This window comes from Micromonospora sp. CNZ286 (assembly GCF_014207755.1).
In genome coordinates this window covers 6,490,673-6,507,129 of sequence record NZ_JACHIZ010000001.1, presented here as the reverse complement: position 1 = coordinate 6,507,129, position 16,457 = coordinate 6,490,673, and the positions used below count along the sequence as shown (strand labels likewise).

Genomic DNA, 16,457 nt, shown 5'->3' with positions numbered 1-16,457 from the left:
ACAGCGTAGCCGCTCATCGCCACCCGTCGGTCGCCCGCAGGGTTGACCAGGGCAGGCCCGAAACATGGCGCTCAGACTTGCGAAGTACGCTCTTGGGCCATGGGCGACCACGACGACCTGCGCAAATTCATCACTGACCTCGCTGTGGTGCACGGCCGGGTGGTGCTCTCGTCGGGCCGCGAGGCGGACTGGTACGTGGATCTGCGTCGCGTCACGCTCCATCACGAGGCGGCTCCGTTGATCGGCCGGGTCATGCGTGACCTCACCGCCGACTGGGCCTACGACGCGGTCGGTGGGCTGACCCTGGGCGCCGATCCGGTGGCCGCCGCCATGCTGCACGCCTCGGCGGGCACCGGCCACGCGGTCGACGCCTTCGTGGTCCGCAAGGAGGGCAAGGCCCACGGTCTCCAGCGCCGGATCGAGGGGCCGGACGTCTCCGGGCGACGGGTGCTCGCGGTCGAGGACACCTCCACCACCGGTGGAAGTGTGTTGACGGCTGTCGACGCATTGCGTGAGGCAGGGGCCGAGGTGGTGGGTGTGGCGGTTATTGTTGATCGAGGTGCCGGCGACACGGTGCGAGCCGCCGGATTGCCCTATCGGGCGGCCTATACGTTGGCTGACCTCGGCCTTGTGGCGTAAAAGTTTGCCGATTCGGATCTGCTGATATGCAGGCGGATCGATGCTGCTGGTGGAAGGATGGAATACGTGGGAACTGCGTTGGCTGAAATGACCATGCCTCAGATCTCGCCGCTTGCCGGCGAGCCGATCGAACGCGCCGACGCCGAGCGGCTTGCGGGGGTCCTCAAGGCCCTCGCTGACCCCGCCCGGCTGCGGCTGCTCAGCCTGATCCAGTCGGCTCCCGAGGGGGAGGCGTGCGTGTGTGACCTCACCGCGCCGCTCGGCCTCTCGCAGCCGACGGTCAGCCACCACCTGCGAATCCTCACCGAGGCCGGCTTGCTGGAGCGGGAGAAGCGCGGGGTCTGGGCGTACTACCGGCTGGTGCCGTCCGCGATCGCCACGATCGCGGATCTGCTCACCCCGCCGCGGAAGCGGGCCACCAAGAAGGCTCGCTGAAACCTTCGGGCCGACCCGACCGAGGGTCGTCCCGACCGGGTGACCGGTGGCGTGCGAGGGGTGGCGCCATCAGCGCACGGTGACGGCTGTCGTCGTCCGTGTGACCCGGCTGGAGCAGTGCTGTCGAAGGCCGGTCCTCGTCCGAGGGCCGGCCTTCGGCGTCCGTACGTGCTCAGCGGCGGTGCTGACCGCCGTGCCCGTCGCCGTGCCCGGGACGGTGCTCCTCGATGCCCTCCCGGGCCGCCTCCACAGTGCCGGCCACAGTCGCCGCGGTGATGACGGCGACCGCCTCGCCGCGCTTGCGTGCCCGCCGGTCGCGGAGGAACTCGAAGAAGATCGGCAGCACCGAGATCACGATGATCAGCGCGACCACCGGCAGGATGTACCTGTCGATCTTGTCGCCGATGGCGTCGTAGATCTGCCGGGCCAGCAGGTAGCCGATCAGCAGGATGCCGTCCACCCAGAGGACCGCGCCCACCACGTTCCACACGAAGAACTGGCGGGCCGGCATGCCGAGCACCCCGGCCACCGGGTTGAGGAACGTCCGCACGATCGGGATGAACCGGGCCAGCACCACGGCCTTCGCCGGGCCGAACTTCTGGAAGTAGTACTCCGCCTTCTCCACGTACTCCCGCTTGAACAGACGGGAGTTGGGCTTCTCGAACATGCGCCGGCCGTACCGGGCGCCGAGCCAGTGCCCGAGCTGGGCGCCGACGATGGCGCAGAGCGGACCGCCGATCATCAGCCCGGCCAGGGACAGGCGGGTGCCGTCGCCGAAGATGGCGTCGGCCACCGGAGAGGCGGCCACCCCGGCCAGGAACAGCAGCGAGTCGCCCGGGAAGAAGAAGCCGACGAGCAGCCCGGTCTCGGCGAAGAGGATCACCCAGACGCCGATCATGCCGAAGGTGTGGATGAGGTCCTTCGGATCGAGCGGGTTCAGCGCCACGCTCTCGGAGAACATCCGGGTCTTCTCTGCTGTGTCCACGGCCACACAGGGTACCCCGGCCCGGTCCGGCATTTCGGCCGGACCGGGCGTCCTCGTCAGAGGCGGGGGTCGACCGGCTCGGACTCGCAGGCGAGGATCGCGAACACCAGCTCGTGGCGGCGCCAGAGCGGGGCGTCCTCGGCCAGCGCGTCCAGGGCGGCCAGGCCCAGTCCGTGCTCGCGCAGGGCGAGCCCGCGCTTGCGACCCAGCGAACGGCGGCGCAACGCGGCGAGCTGCCCTGCCTCGGTGTACCCGGGACCGTAGATGATCCGCAGGTACTCCCGCCCCCGGCACTTGATCCCCGGCTGGAGCAACGAGCCCTTCGGCGAACGGGCGGCCAGGCCCGCGTACGGCTTGACCACCATGCCCTCGCCACCGGCCGCGGTGAGCGCCAGCCACCACTCGGTGGCGTCGGCCACCGCCGACTCGTCGGCCAGGTCCACCACCCGCCGCCGGGTCGGCGTGAAGAACTCCGGGTCGGCGGCGCAGAGCCGGTCGGCCAGCGCCAGGTGCCAGCCGTGGTCGCGGTCGGCGTAGCTCACCCCGGCCCCGGCCAGCACCGCGAACGGCGCCAGCGTCACCCCGCGCAGCCCGTCGGTCGGCCGGACGTACGCCCGGTAGGCAGCCGAGTAGGCGGTGATCTCGGCGGCCCGCCCGGCCATCCGGTCGCGCAGCCCCGCCACCGGCATCCCGCGCCCGGCGGCGGTGTCCAGCGCGGCGAGCACCGCCGGCAACGCGGCCCGCCCGGCCGCGCCGACCCCGGCGTACTGCTCGCGGATCAGCCCGCTCGCCTTCGCCGACCAGGGCAGCAGCTCGGCGTCGAGCAGCAGCCAGTCGGTGTCCAGCTCGGCCCAGAGACCGGCGCTGGTGACCGCGGCGCGCACCCGGGTCAGCAGCTCACCGTCGAGCGGCGGATCGAAGAACGGCCTGCCGGTACGGGTGTGCACCACCCCGCCGCCGAAACGGCCCGGCTCCCGCTCCACGAGCACCACCGCTCGCGAGCCCATGTGCTTCTCCTCGCAGACCACCCGCTCGACGCCCGCCGCGCGATAGTCGGCGAACGCCTCGGCCGGGTGCTCCAGGAACCCGTCCACTGCCGACGTGGAGCAGGGCGCCATCGTCGGCGGCAGCCACACCAGCCGGCCCGGGTCGACCGCGAACCGGCTCATCACCTCCAACGCGGCGGCGGCGTTCTCGGCCGGCACGGTCAGCGACCCGTACGCGTGGGTGAGGTGCCGTCGCCCGGTCACGTCGGCCAGGTCCAGCACGGTGTCCGGCCGCGACGGCGTGACCGGGACCAGCGGACGTGCCGGGGCGTACCACTCCTTCACCGCCGGGACCGCCACCAGCTCCTTCTCCGGGTAGCGCAGCGCGGTGAGCTGCCCGCCGAACACGCAACCGGTGTCCAGGCAGATGGTGTTGTTCACCCACTCCGGCTCGGGCGTCGGCGTGTGCCCGTACACGACCATCGCCGAACCCCGGTAGTCCCGCGCCCACGGGTAGCGCACCGGCAGGCCGTACTCGTCGGTCTCGCCTGTGGTCTCGCCGTAGAGCGCGAACGACCGCACCCGGCCGGACGCCCGCCCGTGGTACGCCTCCTTCAGCCCGGCGTGCGCCACCACGAGCCGGCCGCCGTCGAGCACGTAGTGGCTGACCAGGCCGTCGATGAACGTCTCCACCCCGGCGACGAACTCCGGCGGCTCGGCGGCGAGCTGCTCCATCGTCTCGGCCAGGCCGTGGGTCAGCCGGACGTCCCGGCCGCGCAGCTTGCGCAGCAGCTTCTGCTCGTGGTTGCCCGGCACGCAGATCGCGTGCCCGGCCGCCACCATGCCCATCACCAGGCGGAGCACGCCGGGCGAGTCCGGGCCGCGGTCCACCAGGTCACCCACGAACACCGCGGTACGCCCCGACGGGTGCGCCGCGTCCACCGGGCGGCCCGCGTCGTCGTGCCGCAGCACGTAGCCGAGCCGGGACAGCAGCGCCTCCAGCTCGGTCCGGCAGCCATGCACGTCCCCGACCACGTCGAACGGGCCGGTCAGCTCCCGCCGGTCGTTGAACAGCTTCTCGTAGCGGACCTCCGCGGCGTCGATCTCCTCCACCCCGCGCAGCACGTGCACCTTGCGGAAGCCCTCGCGGGCCAGCCGCCCGTACGACTGCCGCAGGTCGCGGCGCATCCGGTTGAGCACCTGGCGGCCGTGCGTCCGGTCGGCGCGCGCCTCCGTACGCTCCCAGGCCACCGCCTCCGGCACGTCCAGCACGATCGCCACCGGCAGCACGTCGTGCTCCCGGGCCACCCGGATCAGCCCGGCGCGGGCGTGCGGCTGGAGGTTCGTCGCGTCGACCACAGTCAGCAGTCCCCGCCGCAGCCGGATGGCGGCGACGTGGTGCAGCGCGTCGAACGCGTCGGCGGACGCGGACTGGTCGTTCTCGTCGTCGGCCACCAGGCCGCGGAACGTGTCCGAGGAGAGCACCTGGCTGGGCGCGAAGTGCCGCCGGGCGAACGTCGACTTGCCGGAGCCGGAGACGCCGACGAGCGCCACCAGTGCCAGCTCGGGGATGTCCAGGACGGTCATCGGTTCGTCGCCTCCTTCCGGTCGTTGCTGGTGTTCTCATTGCGGTCATCCCGCGTCAGCACCGCGATCTGGGTCGGCGTGCCCACCTCCGGGTCCTCGTCGCCGACGCCGCCGAGCACCGCCGTGTAGCCGTGCGCCGCCGCCACCCGGTCCACCCAGGCGGCGAACTCGGCCCGGGTCCACTCGAACCTGTGGTCCGCGTGCCGGAACCGGCCCGGCGCGAGCCCCTCGTAGCGCACGTTGTACTCGACGTTCGGGGTGGTCACCACCACCGTGCCCGGCCGGGCGTGACCGAACACCGCGTCCTCCAGCGCCGGCAGGCGCGGCGGGTCGAGGTGCTCGACCACCTCCATCAGCACCGCCGCGTCGTACCCCCGGAGCCGGTCGTCCCGGTAGGTGAGCGCGGACTGCCACAGCCGGATCCGGTCCCGCTGCCGCTCCGGAAGCCGGTCCAGGCGCAGCCGCCGGGCCGCCATGCCGAGCGACCGGTCCGACACGTCGACGCCCACCACCTCGGTGAACCGCCGGTCGGCGACGAGCGCGGTGAGCAGCGCGCCGCCACCACAGCCCAGGTCCAGCACCCGGCTCGCGCCGCTGTCCCGCAGCGCGGCGAGCACCGCCTCCCGTCGCCGTACCGCCAGGGAGGCCCGGCGGACGTCCTCCGCCGTCCCGGCCCCGCCGCCCGACGACCCGGCCGGCTCTCCGGTCGACGGCTCGATGCTGTCGTCGGCGGGCGGCTCGTCGGCGAGCCGCAGCTCGGTCAGCCGGGCCATCGCCTCACCCGCGAGCGCCCGGCGGTGCGCCAGATAGCGGCGCGTGATCAGGCCCCGCTCCGGATGACCGGCCAGCCAGCCGGCGCCGGCCCGCAGCAGCTTGTCCACCTCGTCCGGCGCCACCCAGTAGTGCTTGGCGTCGTCGAGCACCGGCAGCAGCACGTACAGGTGGTTGAGGGCGTCCGCGAGCCGCAGCGTGCCGGTCAGCGTCAGGTCGACGTAGCGGCTGTCACCCCACTCCGGGTACGTCTCGTCGAGCGGGATCGGGGTGGCAGTCACGGTCCAGCCCAGCGGGGCGAAGATCCGTACCGCCAGCTCGGCACCGCCACGGCAGCGCAGCACCGGCACCCGTACGGTCAGCGGGATCGCGCTCGCCGCCAGCTCGGGACGGTCGCGCGACTCGCCCCGCAGGGCGGAGCGGAACACCTTCGACAGCGCCGACGAGAGCAGGCTGGAGGCGGCGTACGGACGGTCGTTGACGTACTGCCCGAGCGCGAAGCCCTCCGGCGCCCGGTTCCGGCGGCCGCCGCCCAGCTTGAGCGGATCGACCTCGACCAGCAGCGCCGCGGTGCAGCGCGCCTCGTCCGCCTCCGGGTAGAACACATGCGCGGCACCGGCGGGCAGGTCGAAGCTCTGCACGCGGTCCGGATGCTTCACCAGGAGGTGTCCGAGGTCGGTCGCCGGGCGGTGGGTCGTGGTCAGGGTCAGCAGCACCCATCGATGATCTCGTGATCGCCCGGTTCCTGTCGTGGGGGTTTCCGGGGAGGCCGAATCCCGCCGCAATGTTCCGGCTGCCCGGGACCGTCCATGAAACGGGACACCGGGAGGTGCAGTGACGTACGAGGAGTTCGCCGACGCGCGGTTGGGCGCCCTGCTGCGGTACGCGGTCATGCTGACCGGGGATCCGCACCAGGCCCAGGACCTCGTGCAGGAGACCATGGTCCGGGTCCAGCTCAACTGGCGGCGGGTGGCCCGCACCGACGCCCCGGAGCGGTACGTGCGCCGGATGCTCACCAACCAGTTCATCGACTGGCGGCGCGGATCGTGGGCGCGGCGGGTGCTGCTGCGCGGCGAGGCGGACGAGTCGGTGCCCGCGCCGACCGACCACGCCCAGTCCGCCGTGGACCGGGACCAGGTCCGGTCCTGGCTGTCCCGGTTGCCCCGGCGGCAGCGGGCCGCGCTGGTGCTGCGCTACTACGAGGACCTGCCGGACGGGGAGATCGCCGAGATCCTCGGCTGCGCCGTCGGCACGGTCCGGTCCAGCATCTCGCGCGCGCTGGCCACCCTCCGAGCCGAACTCGTGGAGGTCTGCTGATGATCGAGGACGAGCTGCGGGCCGCGTTCGCCCGCCTCGAGGAGTCGACCCCGCCCGTCGGCCCGGTCCGGGCCGCCGTCGACCGGGCGGTGATCAGTCGCCGTCGGCGCCGTCGGCGCGTACGCCTGGCCGGGACGGCCCTGGCGGTCGCCGCCGTCGCGCTTGTCGGTTTCACAGCTATGGCGCCCCGGCCGCCGGCGCCGACGGCGGCGCCCGCGCCCCCCACGCCGGTGCCGGAGCCCGGCGGAGCGCTGAACCTGCTGCTGCTCGGCGTCGACCAGTCGGTCGGCAGCCGGCGCGCCGACTCGGTGCTGCTGGTGCACCTGCCGGCCGACCGGAGCCGGCTCCACCTCGTGTCGTTCCCGCGTGACCTGCTGGTGCCGGTACCGCCGCAGGGCGGGACGGAGAAGCTCAATGCGACGTTCTCCCGCGCCGCCGGTTCGGGCACCGACCTGGCCGCCGGCTACCGGGCGACCCGCCAGGCGGTCGCCCGGCTGACCGGGGTACGCGTCGACGCCGGCGCGGTGCTCACGTACCCGGGGGCGCGTGAGCTGACCGACGCGGTCGGCGGCGTGCCGGTCTGCCTGCCGGCGCCGGTGCGTTCGGTGCACACCGAGCGGCGTTTCCCGGCCGGATGTCAGCGGCTCGACGGCGCGGCGGCGGTGGATCTGCTGCGGCAGCGGTACGGCCTGCGCGACGGCGGGCTGGACCGGGACCGCAACGCTGCCCGCTACGCCGCCGGTCTGCTCCGCCAGCTTCGGGAGCAGGGCACGGCGACCGATCCGGCGCAACTCGGCCGGCTGCTCCTGCGGATCGGACCGGCCGTCACGGCCGACACCGGCGACCTGTCGCTGCCGGCGCTGGTGGCCGCGGCCGGCCGAACCTCCGCGGCCGAGCCGGTCGCGCTCGCCTTCCCGGTACGCGACGAGTGGAACGGTCGCGGGTACGAGCCGGACCCGGAACTCGCCCCCGGGTTCCTGGAGGCGTTGCGCGCGGACCGGCTGGCGCAGTGGGCCGCAGAACACCCGGGTCAGGTCACCGCCCTGCGGTGACCGGGCGCCGGGTCAGCGGTAGTCGTCCTCGTCGGCGGCGACGACGCGGGCCTGCTCCATGGCGTCCCAGTCGTCGACCTCCATGCCCCGGTGCGGCTCGCCGTCTGTCTCGTCGGTCACAGTGGTGGCCTGCTCCACCGCGTCGGCCGGCTCGGCCTCCAGATCCCGCTCCTCCGGGGCGAGGTGGTCACTGGGGGCGAAGTCCTCGTCGGGCTGACCCATCGTCCCTCCCTGTTCTCCGTGCGGGCATCGTCCCCACCACCGTACGGGCTGCTCCGGGCCGCCGCTGGGTGGCGGGCGGAACGGCGGAGTCGGCGATTGTCCCGCTCCCGGCGCGCGGCCGGTGCCAGGATGGGAGGCATGGGCTTCCTGATCCGACTGGCGATCACCGCGGTCGCGTTGTGGATCGCGACGCTGATCGTGCCCGGAGTGGAGGTGAGCGGCCGTAACACCGGCAGCAACGTGCTCACCCTGATCGTGGTGGCACTGGTCTTCGGTGTGGTCAACGCGGTGCTCAAGCCGCTCATCAAGGTGTTCGGCTGCGTGTTCTATCTGCTCACGCTCGGCCTGTTCGCGCTCGTGGTGAACGCGCTGCTGTTCCTGCTCACCGACTGGATCGCCGGGGTGCTGAAGCTCCCGTTCCACGTGGACGGCTTCTGGGCCGCCTTCTGGGGCGCCATCGTGGTCGCGGTGGTGAGCTGGCTGATCAGCGTCATCGTGCCGGACCGGCTGGAGAATCGGTGAGCGGCGTCCGGGCCGGTTGTGCCCCGCTCACGCTCCTACGGGATACTGCCCGCGGTGGACAGCGCGGTCCGGCGCAGCCGTGGACGTCAGCGACCGGAACGGCCGGCTCCGGGGAAGACCCGGGGCCGGAACGGCCGCCCTCCATGGAAGACAGCGGCCTGCACGGCCGAGAGCGGTAAGTAAGGAGCGTTCGACATGCCCATCGCTTCCCCCGAGGCTTACGCGGAGATGCTGGACCGGGCCAAGGCCGGCCGGTACGCGTACCCCGCGATCAACGTGACCTCCTCGCAGACGCTGAACGCGGCGCTCAAGGGCTTCGCCGATGCGGAGAGCGACGGCATCATCCAGGTCTCCACCGGCGGCGCGGAATACCTGTCCGGCCCGTCCGTGAAGGACATGGTGACCGGCGCTGTGGCGTTCGCCGCGTACGCGCACGAGGTCGCCAAGAAGTACCCGGTGAACATCGCGCTGCACACCGACCACTGCCCGAAGGACAAGCTGGACAAGTTCGTCCGGCCGCTGATGGCCATCTCGCAGGAGCGCGTCAAGGGCGGCCAGGAGCCGCTGTTCCAGTCGCACATGTGGGACGGCTCGGCCGTGCCGGTGGCGGAGAACCTGGAGATCGCCGAGCAGCTCCTCGCCGAGGCCGCCAAGGGCAAGATCGTCCTGGAGATCGAGGTGGGCGTCGTCGGCGGCGAGGAGGACGGCGTCGAGAACGCCATCAACGACAAGCTCTACACCACCGTCGACGACGGCCTGGCCATGGTCGACGCGCTCGGCCTGGGCGAGAAGGGCCGCTACATGGCGGCGCTGACCTTCGGCAACGTGCACGGCGTCTACAAGCCGGGCAACGTCAAGCTCCGTCCCGAGGTGCTCAAGCAGATCCAGGACGCGGTCGGCGCCAAGTACGGCAAGGACAAGCCGCTCAGCCTGGTCTTCCACGGCGGCTCCGGCTCGCTGCTGTCGGAGATCCGGGAGGCGCTGGACTACGGCGTGGTGAAGATGAACATCGACACCGACACCCAGTACACCTTCACCCGCCCGGTCGCGGACCACATGTTCCGCAACTACGACGGCGTGCTCAAGGTCGACGGCGAGGTCGGCAACAAGAAGATGTACGACCCGCGTGTCTGGGGCAAGGCCGCCGAGGCCGGCATGGCCGCCCGCGTGGTCGAGGCCTGCGAGCACCTGCGCTCCACCGGCACCACCATGAAGTGACACCCCGCGTGTAAGGAAGGGCCCCTTGTTAACGCTCGGCGTTAACAAGGGGCCCTTCCTCTACCGGAGGCGTTAAAAGGGGGCCCTTCCTTTCACTGCACCAGCACCCGGACGGCGTCGCGCACGTCGTCGGTCAGGTGGATCGTGTGCGACAGGTCGCCGAACGGGGACGCGGCGAACAGCGGCCGCAGCAGCGACTCCACCGGCAGCTCGGTGGTCCAGTACGTGCGGTCCAGGAAGACGTACGCCCCGCTCGCCCCGTCGGTGCCGTAGAACGTCTTGGTGGCCGCCTGGAACACCTCCTGCACGGTGCCGGCCTTGCCGGGCGCGAACACGATCCCGCCCCGGGCCAGCCGCAGGATCGTGTCCTCCCGGATGGCGTTGGAGAAGTACTTGGCGATCCGGCCCGCGAACAGGTTCGCCGGCTCGTGGCCGTACAGCCAGGTGGGGATGGCCAGCCCGCCGGAACGGGCCCACCCGGTTCCTGGCGCCGACGGTCGGGGCGAGGGCAGCGACGGGCCGTCCGCGTACCGCTTGCGCACCGCCAGCGCCGCCGCCGTGTACCGGTCGTGGTCGGTGAAGTCCGGCGCGACGGCGAGCACGTCGATCGCGGCGGACAGCTCCTCGGCCGGCCAGGCCGCGAGGAACGCGCCGAGGTTCGCCGCCTCCATCACACCCGGACCGCCGCCTGTGACCACCAGGCGGTCGGCCCGCGCCAGCTCCCAGCCCAGCACGGCGGCCATCCGGTACGCGACGCTGCCGCGTGGCACCGCGTGCCCGCCCATCACACCCACCACCGACTGCGGCCCGTGCGCGGCCAGCCACGACCGGGTGGCGTCGGCCAGCGCGTTGTCCACGCCGTGGTCGTGCAGTCGCTGACCGAGCGCCTCGCGTACGTCCGGCAGCGCGCCGCCGTGCGCCCGGAAGTGCGCGTACACCCGGGTGTCGTACATCCCGGCGAACCCGCCCTCGGCGAACCCGGCGGCCAGCTCGTCGGCGGTGTAGAGGTGCGACGGCTGGGTCGGGTAGGGCAGCCCGGAGAACGGAGGGACCACGTTGGCGCCCCGGCGGACCAGGTCCGCGCCCACCTCGCGGCCGGCGAAGCGGCAGCCCACGAAGAGCGTGCCGGTGACGTCGACGTCGCGCAGGTCGGGAACCGGGTCGAGGTCGAGGCGCAGGCCCTGCACGGTCAGACCGGCCAGGGTTCCCCCGGCCAGCCGCTGCTCGAACGCGGTGCGGGTCTCGATCTCGTTGACGTGGGGCGCGTGCGGCTCGATGACGTCCGCGGGTGGTGGGGTCGGCACCAGGCCATCCTGCCCCCGCGCGGCAAGTGCCGAAACCGGGGGCGAGAACGACAGGAGCCCGGCGGGCACGCCGCCGGGCTCCTGCGTAACCGGGTCCTGGGGAGGCTCCGGATCTGTATTTGTAGTGCAAGAACCACGGCGGCGGCATGGGCCGCGGGTACGTGTGCTCCCGCCGCAGGCGTGACGAAACCCTCAGCCGTTCAGCCAACCGTACGGGCGAGGCCCCTCGCGTACCCGAGGGCGAAGCGGGTTGAATGGGGCGATGCAGAACCTGTTGCCTGAGCCACCGGCCACCCTGCTCCCGGTCCACGAGGAGGCCGACGCCGCGCTGGCGGCGGCGGCCGAGCAGGGCACCGACGAGGCGTACGCCGAGGTCGCGGCCCGATTCCCGACCTACAGTGCGGCCTGGGCCGCGCTGGCCGGCCGCGCGCTCACCGCGGGTCAGGTCGTCACGGCGTACGCGTACGCCCGCACCGGCTACCACCGGGGCCTCGACCAGCTGCGCCGCAGCGGCTGGAAGGGCCACGGTCCGGTGCCCTGGTCGCACAAGCCCAACCGCGGCTTCCTCCGCTGCCTCTACGTGCTGTCCCGCGCAGCGGGGGAGATCGGCGAGGCGGACGAGGCGGCCCGGTGCGCCCAGTTCCTCCGCGACTGCGACCCGGCCGCCGGAGACGCGCTCTCCGGCGACTGACCACTGCCGCGACGGCCGGTCCCGACCCGGGCGCCGGCCGTCGCGCCCGTCCTACAGCCCTTCCGCCACCGACGCGGCGATCTTCAGCCAGGCGTCCCGGGTGGCGGAGGAGAGCTGCCCGTACCGCAGCGGCTCGCCGGTGTCGATGAGCCGCTCGTACGGCGCCAGCAGCACCGCCCGGGTCCGTGCCGCGAAGTGGGCCTGGATCGCGGGCAGGTCGATCTCCTTGCGCGACGGCGGCATCGAGACCACTGTGACCGCCTGCCGGACCAGCCGCTGCCGGCCGCTCTGCTCCAGGTGGTCGAGCATCCGCGCGGCGGTCTCGGCCGAGTCGTTACGGGCCGACATGGTCACCACGAGCTGGTCAGTGGCGTCCATCGCGGCCTGCCAGTTCTGCGCCCGGACGTTGTTCCCGGTGTCCACGAAGATCAGCTTGTAGAACCGGCTGACCACCTCACGGATCTCCGCGAACGCGGCGGCGGTGAGCATCTCGCCGCCGGTCGCGGACTCGTCCGAGGCCAGCACGTCGAACATGCCCTCGCCCTGCGAGCGGACGTACTGCGACAGGTCGCCCACCCGGCCGTGCGGTCCCTGGAACTGGGCCAGGTCCCGCAGCATGTCCCGCACCGTACGGGCGTGGAAGTCCTGCTGCGCCCGCATGCCGAGGGTGCCCTGGGTCTCGTTGTTGTCCCAGGCCAGCACGTATCCGCCGCGCTTCTGGCCGAACGTCATGGCGAGCAGCAGGATCGCCACCGTCTTGCCGGCGCCGCCCTTCGGGTTGACCACCGTCACCTGGCGCAGGCCGCCGAAGTTGCGGCGGACCATCTCGATGTCGCGCTTCATCTCCTGCTCGTGCCGCCCGGGCGCGAGCCGGACCAGCCCGATCTTGTTGACCACCGCGCGTACGCCCATGGTGGCCACCGGGTCGACCGGCCGGGCCTGGCGGCGGCGGGCGAAGTCCTCGGCGGTCGGGGGCACCGCCTGCTGCGGCGTCCAGCCCTGCTCCGGGTGGGGCGCTCCGGGCTGAGGTGGTGGCGGCACCACCGGGCCGGACACCGGCGCCTGCGGAGGCAGCGGGCCGCCCGGCTGCGGCACACCGGTCTGGGGCGTCCAGCCGGGCGGCGGGTACCAGCCGGGCTGACCCGGTTGTGGCTGATACCCGGGCGACGGGTAGCCGTTGCCGTACGGGGACGGCTGTGCCGGTACGCCCGGCGACGGCGGGAACGGCCCGAGGCGGGGCGCCTGCTCGGGCGCGCCCGTCCCTGCCGGTCCCGTACCGGATTCCGGCGACGGCTGCGTCCCGGCGACGGTGGCGCGGCCGGACACCGTGCCGTCCCCGGGGAGGGCGTCAGGCGGCGGGGGCGGTGCCACGGTGGCCCGGCCGGAGGCGGTGCCGTCGGTGGAGAGTGCCTCGGGCGGGGGCGGTGCCACGGTGGCGCGGCCGGACGCGGTGCCGTCGGCCTCCGCCGCCTCGGACGGCGGCGCCGTGGCGTCGGCGGGGTCCGGCGTGGTGGCGGAGTCCGACCCGGCCCGCTGTGGCGGCTGTGCCCACGGCGAGCCGGGCCGTCCGTTCCCGGCGCCCTCGCCGGTGGTACCCGGGCCGGTCGTCCCGGTGGCGGGCGTGGTCGCCGGGACGGGTGCCGTCGGCGTACCGGGCGCCGCCGGTGAGCCGGATGCCGCCGGTTCCGGCTGGGCCGGTGACGGGGCGGAGGTCGCCCGGTCGAGCGTGAACGGCAGGTCCAGGTCGACAGCGGGTGCCGGGGGCGCCGGAACGTCCGCCGCCACCGGTGCCTGGGGCGCCGGAACGTCCGCCGCCACCGGTGCCTGGGGCGCCGGAACGTCCGCGGCCACCGGCGTGGGAGCGTCGGCGGGCGGGAGCGGCCAGGGCACCGACGCCCACGGCGGAATCGTGGCCGCCGCCGCGTCGGTCTCCTCCGGCGGCCACAGCGGCTCGACGTCCCGCTGCGGCACCTGCGGTCGGCCCGGTACGTGGGCCCGGTCGTCGTTCTCGTGCACCACGGTTCCTCCCCATTCCTTCCGCCGAGGATAGGCGGTCCGGCCAGCGCCGCGAGCCGGGTGGGGATCGACCGAGGTCAGCCAGTCCAGACCGCCCAGGCGCCCGGCTCGGTCCACCAGGAGCGCTTGCGGCTCAGCTCGCCCTCGACGCCGTCGTCGAGGAAGGGCACCTTCTCGTCGCGGGGCACCACCGCCACCGCACGTCCCCGCGCCCGGCGTACCTCCAGCCGGACCTTCTTCCGGCCCAACGCCGACCGGGTCACCACTGGTACGGCGACGCCCACCGTCACCCGCCCGTCGGCCGGATCCGGGCCGCCCAGCAGGTCCACCTCGCCCAGGCGCGCGTACCCGCCCGCGTTGCCGATCGCGCACGCGGTGATCGGCTCCGAACCGTCGCTCAGCACCGTGCCGTCGACCTCGACCCGGGCCCGCCAGTGCAGCGGACGGCCCGCGTCGTCGGCGGCGCCGAGCAGCGCCCCGTCCAGCGTCACCGAGCCGCCGTCGTTGCGCAGCAGGTCAAGCCGCCGGGCTGTGCCGTCCAGCACCGCGGCGGCCACACCCGCCGGATCCCGGGGCAGCCCGAGCTGCGCGGCCAGGTCCCGCGCCGTCCCGGACCGGGCCGGATCGAGCGGGAGTACGCCCACAGGCGGCAGGTCGGGCACCGTACGGTTGGCGGCCAGGTCCGTGGGGCGGCGACTCGGCGGCGGAGCGTACCGCCGGACCAGCCGGCGCAGGACGGCGCGCAACTGACCGTCACTGGCCGTGGCGACGATGAGCCGGGTCTTGCCGTCGGAGTCCGGCCAGGTGAGGCCGTCGGCGCGCGGCGGGCCGTCGAGGCGGGCCAGCACCTCGTCGATCTCGGAGTCCGACCGGGCGGTCACGGTGGTCACCCGGGCACCCCGGGCGGTCAGCTCGTCCGCACAGGCCAGCACCGGTACGCGCGGCGTCTCGCAGCGCTCCTCGCCGCTCTCCGCGGCGGTGTCGTCCGCGCCGCCGCAGCAGGCGCCGCCGCTGCCGCAGCCACCACCGGGAGCGTCCCGCTCCGAGCCGAGGGTGAGCAGCACCACGTCGTACACGAAGGAGCCTCCTGCTTCTCGACCAACCCCTGCTGGTCCCGCCGTCACTACTTGTTAGCCTGACACCCCGGGCTCGCTGACCGGTCGCCACCTGGCACCCGAGCCTTCTGGAGGCGAGAAGATGCCAGCGATCGTGCTGCTCGGCGCCCAGTGGGGCGACGAGGGCAAGGGCAAGGTTACCGACCTGCTGGGTGAGCGGGTCGACTACGTCGTGCGCTACTCCGGCGGCAACAACGCAGGTCACACGGTGATCACGCCGGATGGCCAGAAGTATGCGCTGCACCTCATGCCGTCCGGGGCGCTGTCACCGAGCGCGATGATCGTGATCGGCAACGGCGTGGTGGTCGACCCGAAGGTGCTGCTCCAGGAGATCGACGGGCTCGCCGAGCGCGGCGTGGACGTGTCCCGCCTGCGTATCTCCGGCGACGCGCACCTGATCATGCCGCACCACCGCGCGCTGGACCGGGTGGTCGAGCGCTACCTGGGCAGCTCCCGTATCGGCACCACCGGCCGGGGCATCGGTCCCGCGTACGGCGACAAGGTCGCCCGGATGGGCATCCGGCTCCAGGACCTGCTCGACCCGGGCATCCTGCGCAAGAAGCTGGAGCTGGCGCTCCGCGAGAAGAACCAGCTGCTGTTCAAGGTCTACAACCGCAAGGCGATCGACGTCGAGGAGACCGTCGAGGAGTACCTCCAGTACGCCGAGCGGCTGCGCCCGTACATCGCCGAGACCCGGGTCATGCTCTGGGACGCGCTCGACCGCGGCGAGACCGTGCTGCTGGAGGGCGCCCAGGCCACCATGCTCGACATGGACCACGGCACCTACCCGTTCGTCACCTCGTCGAACCCGACGGCCGGCGGGGCGTGCGTGGGCGCGGGCATCCCGCCGACCGCGATCACCAAGGTCATCGCGGTGAGCAAGGCGTACACGACGCGGGTGGGCTCGGGCCCGTTCCCGACCGAGCTGTTCGACGACAACGGGCAGCACCTGCGCAAGGTCGGCCACGAGTACGGCACCACCACCGGCCGGGAGCGCCGCTGCGGCTGGTTCGACGCCGTGGTGGCCCGGTACGCGTGCCGCCTCAACGGCGTCACCGACCTGGTGGTCACCAAGCTGGACGTGCTGACCGGCCTGGCCAAGGTGCCGATCTGCGTCGGGTACGAGATCAACGGCGAGCGCTTCGACGACATGCCGATGACGCAGACCGACTTCCACCACGCCACGCCGATCTACGAAGAGCTCGACGGCTGGTGGGAGGACATCACGAAGGCGCGGACCGAGGACGAGCTCCCGGAGAACGCCCGCCGCTACATCGCCCGTATCGAGGAGCTGACCGGCACCCGGGTGAGCGTGGTGGGCGTGGGCCCAGGCCGAGAGGAAAACGTCCTCCGCCACCCCCTCCTCCCCTAACCCCGCCCCCGCGCCGGACCCCCCGGCCCCCGCCCTCCGGCTCGCACTCCGGTGATCAAGGAGTTTGTGTCCAGTTCGGCGTCGGATCCGGACACAAACTCCTTGATCACCGGGGCGGGCGCCGGGGCGGGTGAAGGCGGGCACGGGGTGGAGGCGGGGCGGGCTGTGGAGGGCGGTTTTCCACAGGGTTGTCCACAGGGGTGTCGGCTGTGGGGTGGCGCGGGG

General features: G+C 73.1%; 15 protein-coding genes. 8 read left to right on the top strand and 7 right to left on the bottom strand.

Features of this window, described 5'->3' with window-relative positions; genetic code table 11:
* Nucleotides 1-99 precede the first annotated feature (99 nt).
* Both pyrE and FHX31_RS29220 read left to right on the top strand, forming a co-directional pair.
* Entirely contained in the window at nucleotides 100-639 is a 540-nt protein-coding gene (pyrE, locus tag FHX31_RS29225; protein ID WP_013283387.1) for an orotate phosphoribosyltransferase, read from the top strand.
* A 57-nt stretch (nucleotides 640-696) separates the two neighbouring features.
* On the top strand, nucleotides 697-1,074 hold the full coding sequence (locus FHX31_RS29220) for an ArsR/SmtB family transcription factor (RefSeq protein WP_007454255.1): 378 nt from the start codon (nucleotides 697-699) through the stop codon (nucleotides 1,072-1,074).
* 172 nt (nucleotides 1,075-1,246) lie between these two features.
* Here FHX31_RS29220 and FHX31_RS29215 read toward each other — a convergent pair whose 3' ends face one another.
* Genes FHX31_RS29215 through FHX31_RS29205 form a run of 3 tightly spaced genes read right to left on the bottom strand, consistent with a single transcriptional unit; the run spans nucleotide 1,247 to nucleotide 6,119 of the window.
* On the bottom strand, nucleotides 1,247-2,092 hold the full coding sequence (locus tag FHX31_RS29215; protein WP_030269737.1) for a DedA family protein: 846 nt from the start codon (nucleotides 2,090-2,092) through the stop codon (nucleotides 1,247-1,249).
* 23 nt (nucleotides 2,093-2,115) lie between these two features.
* On the bottom strand, nucleotides 2,116-4,632 hold the full coding sequence (locus tag FHX31_RS29210) for a polynucleotide kinase-phosphatase (RefSeq protein WP_184977520.1): 2,517 nt from the start codon (nucleotides 4,630-4,632) through the stop codon (nucleotides 2,116-2,118).
* Nucleotides 4,629-6,119: a 3' terminal RNA ribose 2'-O-methyltransferase Hen1 gene (locus tag FHX31_RS29205; RefSeq protein WP_030269740.1), complete on the bottom strand. Its 1,491-nt coding sequence runs from the start codon at nucleotides 6,117-6,119 to the stop codon at nucleotides 4,629-4,631. The genes FHX31_RS29210 and FHX31_RS29205 overlap by 4 nt, the downstream gene beginning before the upstream one ends.
* A 118-nt stretch (nucleotides 6,120-6,237) precedes the next feature.
* Between FHX31_RS29205 and FHX31_RS29200 the strand changes: the two genes are divergently transcribed.
* Nucleotides 6,238-6,720, top strand: coding sequence for a SigE family RNA polymerase sigma factor (locus tag FHX31_RS29200; protein WP_013473421.1), 483 nt, complete (start codon nucleotides 6,238-6,240; stop codon nucleotides 6,718-6,720).
* Nucleotides 6,720-7,772: an LCP family protein gene (locus FHX31_RS29195; RefSeq protein ID WP_013473422.1), complete on the top strand. Its 1,053-nt coding sequence runs from the start codon at nucleotides 6,720-6,722 to the stop codon at nucleotides 7,770-7,772. Before FHX31_RS29200 ends, FHX31_RS29195 begins: the two co-directional genes overlap by 1 nt.
* Nucleotides 7,773-7,784: 12 nt before the next feature.
* Here the strand turns inward: FHX31_RS29195 and FHX31_RS29190 are convergent, their stop codons facing one another.
* The gene (locus FHX31_RS29190) at nucleotides 7,785-7,994 is read right to left on the bottom strand and encodes a hypothetical protein (protein WP_013283392.1); all 210 of its coding nucleotides are present in this window, start codon (nucleotides 7,992-7,994) and stop codon (nucleotides 7,785-7,787) included.
* A 138-nt stretch (nucleotides 7,995-8,132) separates the two neighbouring features.
* Here FHX31_RS29190 and FHX31_RS29185 point away from each other — a divergent pair, with 138 nt between their 5' ends.
* The gene (locus tag FHX31_RS29185) at nucleotides 8,133-8,516 is read left to right on the top strand and encodes a phage holin family protein (protein ID WP_013283393.1); all 384 of its coding nucleotides are present in this window, start codon (nucleotides 8,133-8,135) and stop codon (nucleotides 8,514-8,516) included.
* A gap of 195 nt (nucleotides 8,517-8,711) precedes the next feature.
* Nucleotides 8,712-9,734, top strand: coding sequence for a class II fructose-bisphosphate aldolase (gene fbaA, locus FHX31_RS29180; protein ID WP_013283394.1), 1,023 nt, complete (start codon nucleotides 8,712-8,714; stop codon nucleotides 9,732-9,734).
* Nucleotides 9,735-9,826: 92 nt separating this feature from the next.
* On the opposite strand, the gene FHX31_RS29175 is transcribed toward fbaA, so the two are convergent.
* Nucleotides 9,827-11,038 carry an LOG family protein gene (locus tag FHX31_RS29175; RefSeq protein ID WP_176739750.1) on the bottom strand — a complete coding sequence of 404 codons (1,212 nt, stop codon included), beginning with the start codon at nucleotides 11,036-11,038 and terminating at the stop codon, nucleotides 9,827-9,829.
* Between the two features lie 262 nt (nucleotides 11,039-11,300).
* Between FHX31_RS29175 and FHX31_RS29170 the strand changes: the two genes are divergently transcribed.
* Nucleotides 11,301-11,729, top strand: coding sequence for a DUF3151 domain-containing protein (locus FHX31_RS29170; RefSeq protein WP_013283396.1), 429 nt, complete (start codon nucleotides 11,301-11,303; stop codon nucleotides 11,727-11,729).
* A 51-nt stretch (nucleotides 11,730-11,780) separates the two neighbouring features.
* Here FHX31_RS29170 and FHX31_RS29165 read toward each other — a convergent pair whose 3' ends face one another.
* Nucleotides 11,781-13,748: a MinD/ParA family ATP-binding protein gene (locus FHX31_RS29165; protein ID WP_091330463.1), complete on the bottom strand. Its 1,968-nt coding sequence runs from the start codon at nucleotides 13,746-13,748 to the stop codon at nucleotides 11,781-11,783.
* Nucleotides 13,749-13,822: 74 nt separating this feature from the next.
* Nucleotides 13,823-14,821 carry a diacylglycerol kinase family protein gene (locus FHX31_RS29160; RefSeq protein WP_091330462.1) on the bottom strand — a complete coding sequence of 333 codons (999 nt, stop codon included), beginning with the start codon at nucleotides 14,819-14,821 and terminating at the stop codon, nucleotides 13,823-13,825.
* Nucleotides 14,822-14,942: 121 nt separating this feature from the next.
* Here FHX31_RS29160 and FHX31_RS29155 point away from each other — a divergent pair, with 121 nt between their 5' ends.
* Nucleotides 14,943-16,232, top strand: coding sequence for an adenylosuccinate synthase (locus FHX31_RS29155; RefSeq protein WP_013473426.1), 1,290 nt, complete (start codon nucleotides 14,943-14,945; stop codon nucleotides 16,230-16,232).
* Nucleotides 16,233-16,457 lie beyond the last annotated feature (225 nt).

Coding starts and splice junctions, on each gene's coding strand:
- pyrE (WP_013283387.1), top strand. CDS start 100: ATGGGCGACCACGACGACCTGCGCAAATTCATCACTGACCTCGCTGTG.
- FHX31_RS29220 (WP_007454255.1), top strand. CDS start 697: ATGGAATACGTGGGAACTGCGTTGGCTGAAATGACCATGCCTCAGATC.
- FHX31_RS29215 (WP_030269737.1), bottom strand. CDS start 2,092: ATGCCGGACCGGGCCGGGGTACCCTGTGTGGCCGTGGACACAGCAGAG.
- FHX31_RS29210 (WP_184977520.1), bottom strand. CDS start 4,632: ATGACCGTCCTGGACATCCCCGAGCTGGCACTGGTGGCGCTCGTCGGC.
- FHX31_RS29195 (WP_013473422.1), top strand. CDS start 6,720: ATGATCGAGGACGAGCTGCGGGCCGCGTTCGCCCGCCTCGAGGAGTCG.
- FHX31_RS29190 (WP_013283392.1), bottom strand. CDS start 7,994: ATGGGTCAGCCCGACGAGGACTTCGCCCCCAGTGACCACCTCGCCCCG.
- FHX31_RS29185 (WP_013283393.1), top strand. CDS start 8,133: ATGGGCTTCCTGATCCGACTGGCGATCACCGCGGTCGCGTTGTGGATC.
- fbaA (WP_013283394.1), top strand. CDS start 8,712: ATGCCCATCGCTTCCCCCGAGGCTTACGCGGAGATGCTGGACCGGGCC.
- FHX31_RS29170 (WP_013283396.1), top strand. CDS start 11,301: ATGCAGAACCTGTTGCCTGAGCCACCGGCCACCCTGCTCCCGGTCCAC.
- FHX31_RS29155 (WP_013473426.1), top strand. CDS start 14,943: ATGCCAGCGATCGTGCTGCTCGGCGCCCAGTGGGGCGACGAGGGCAAG.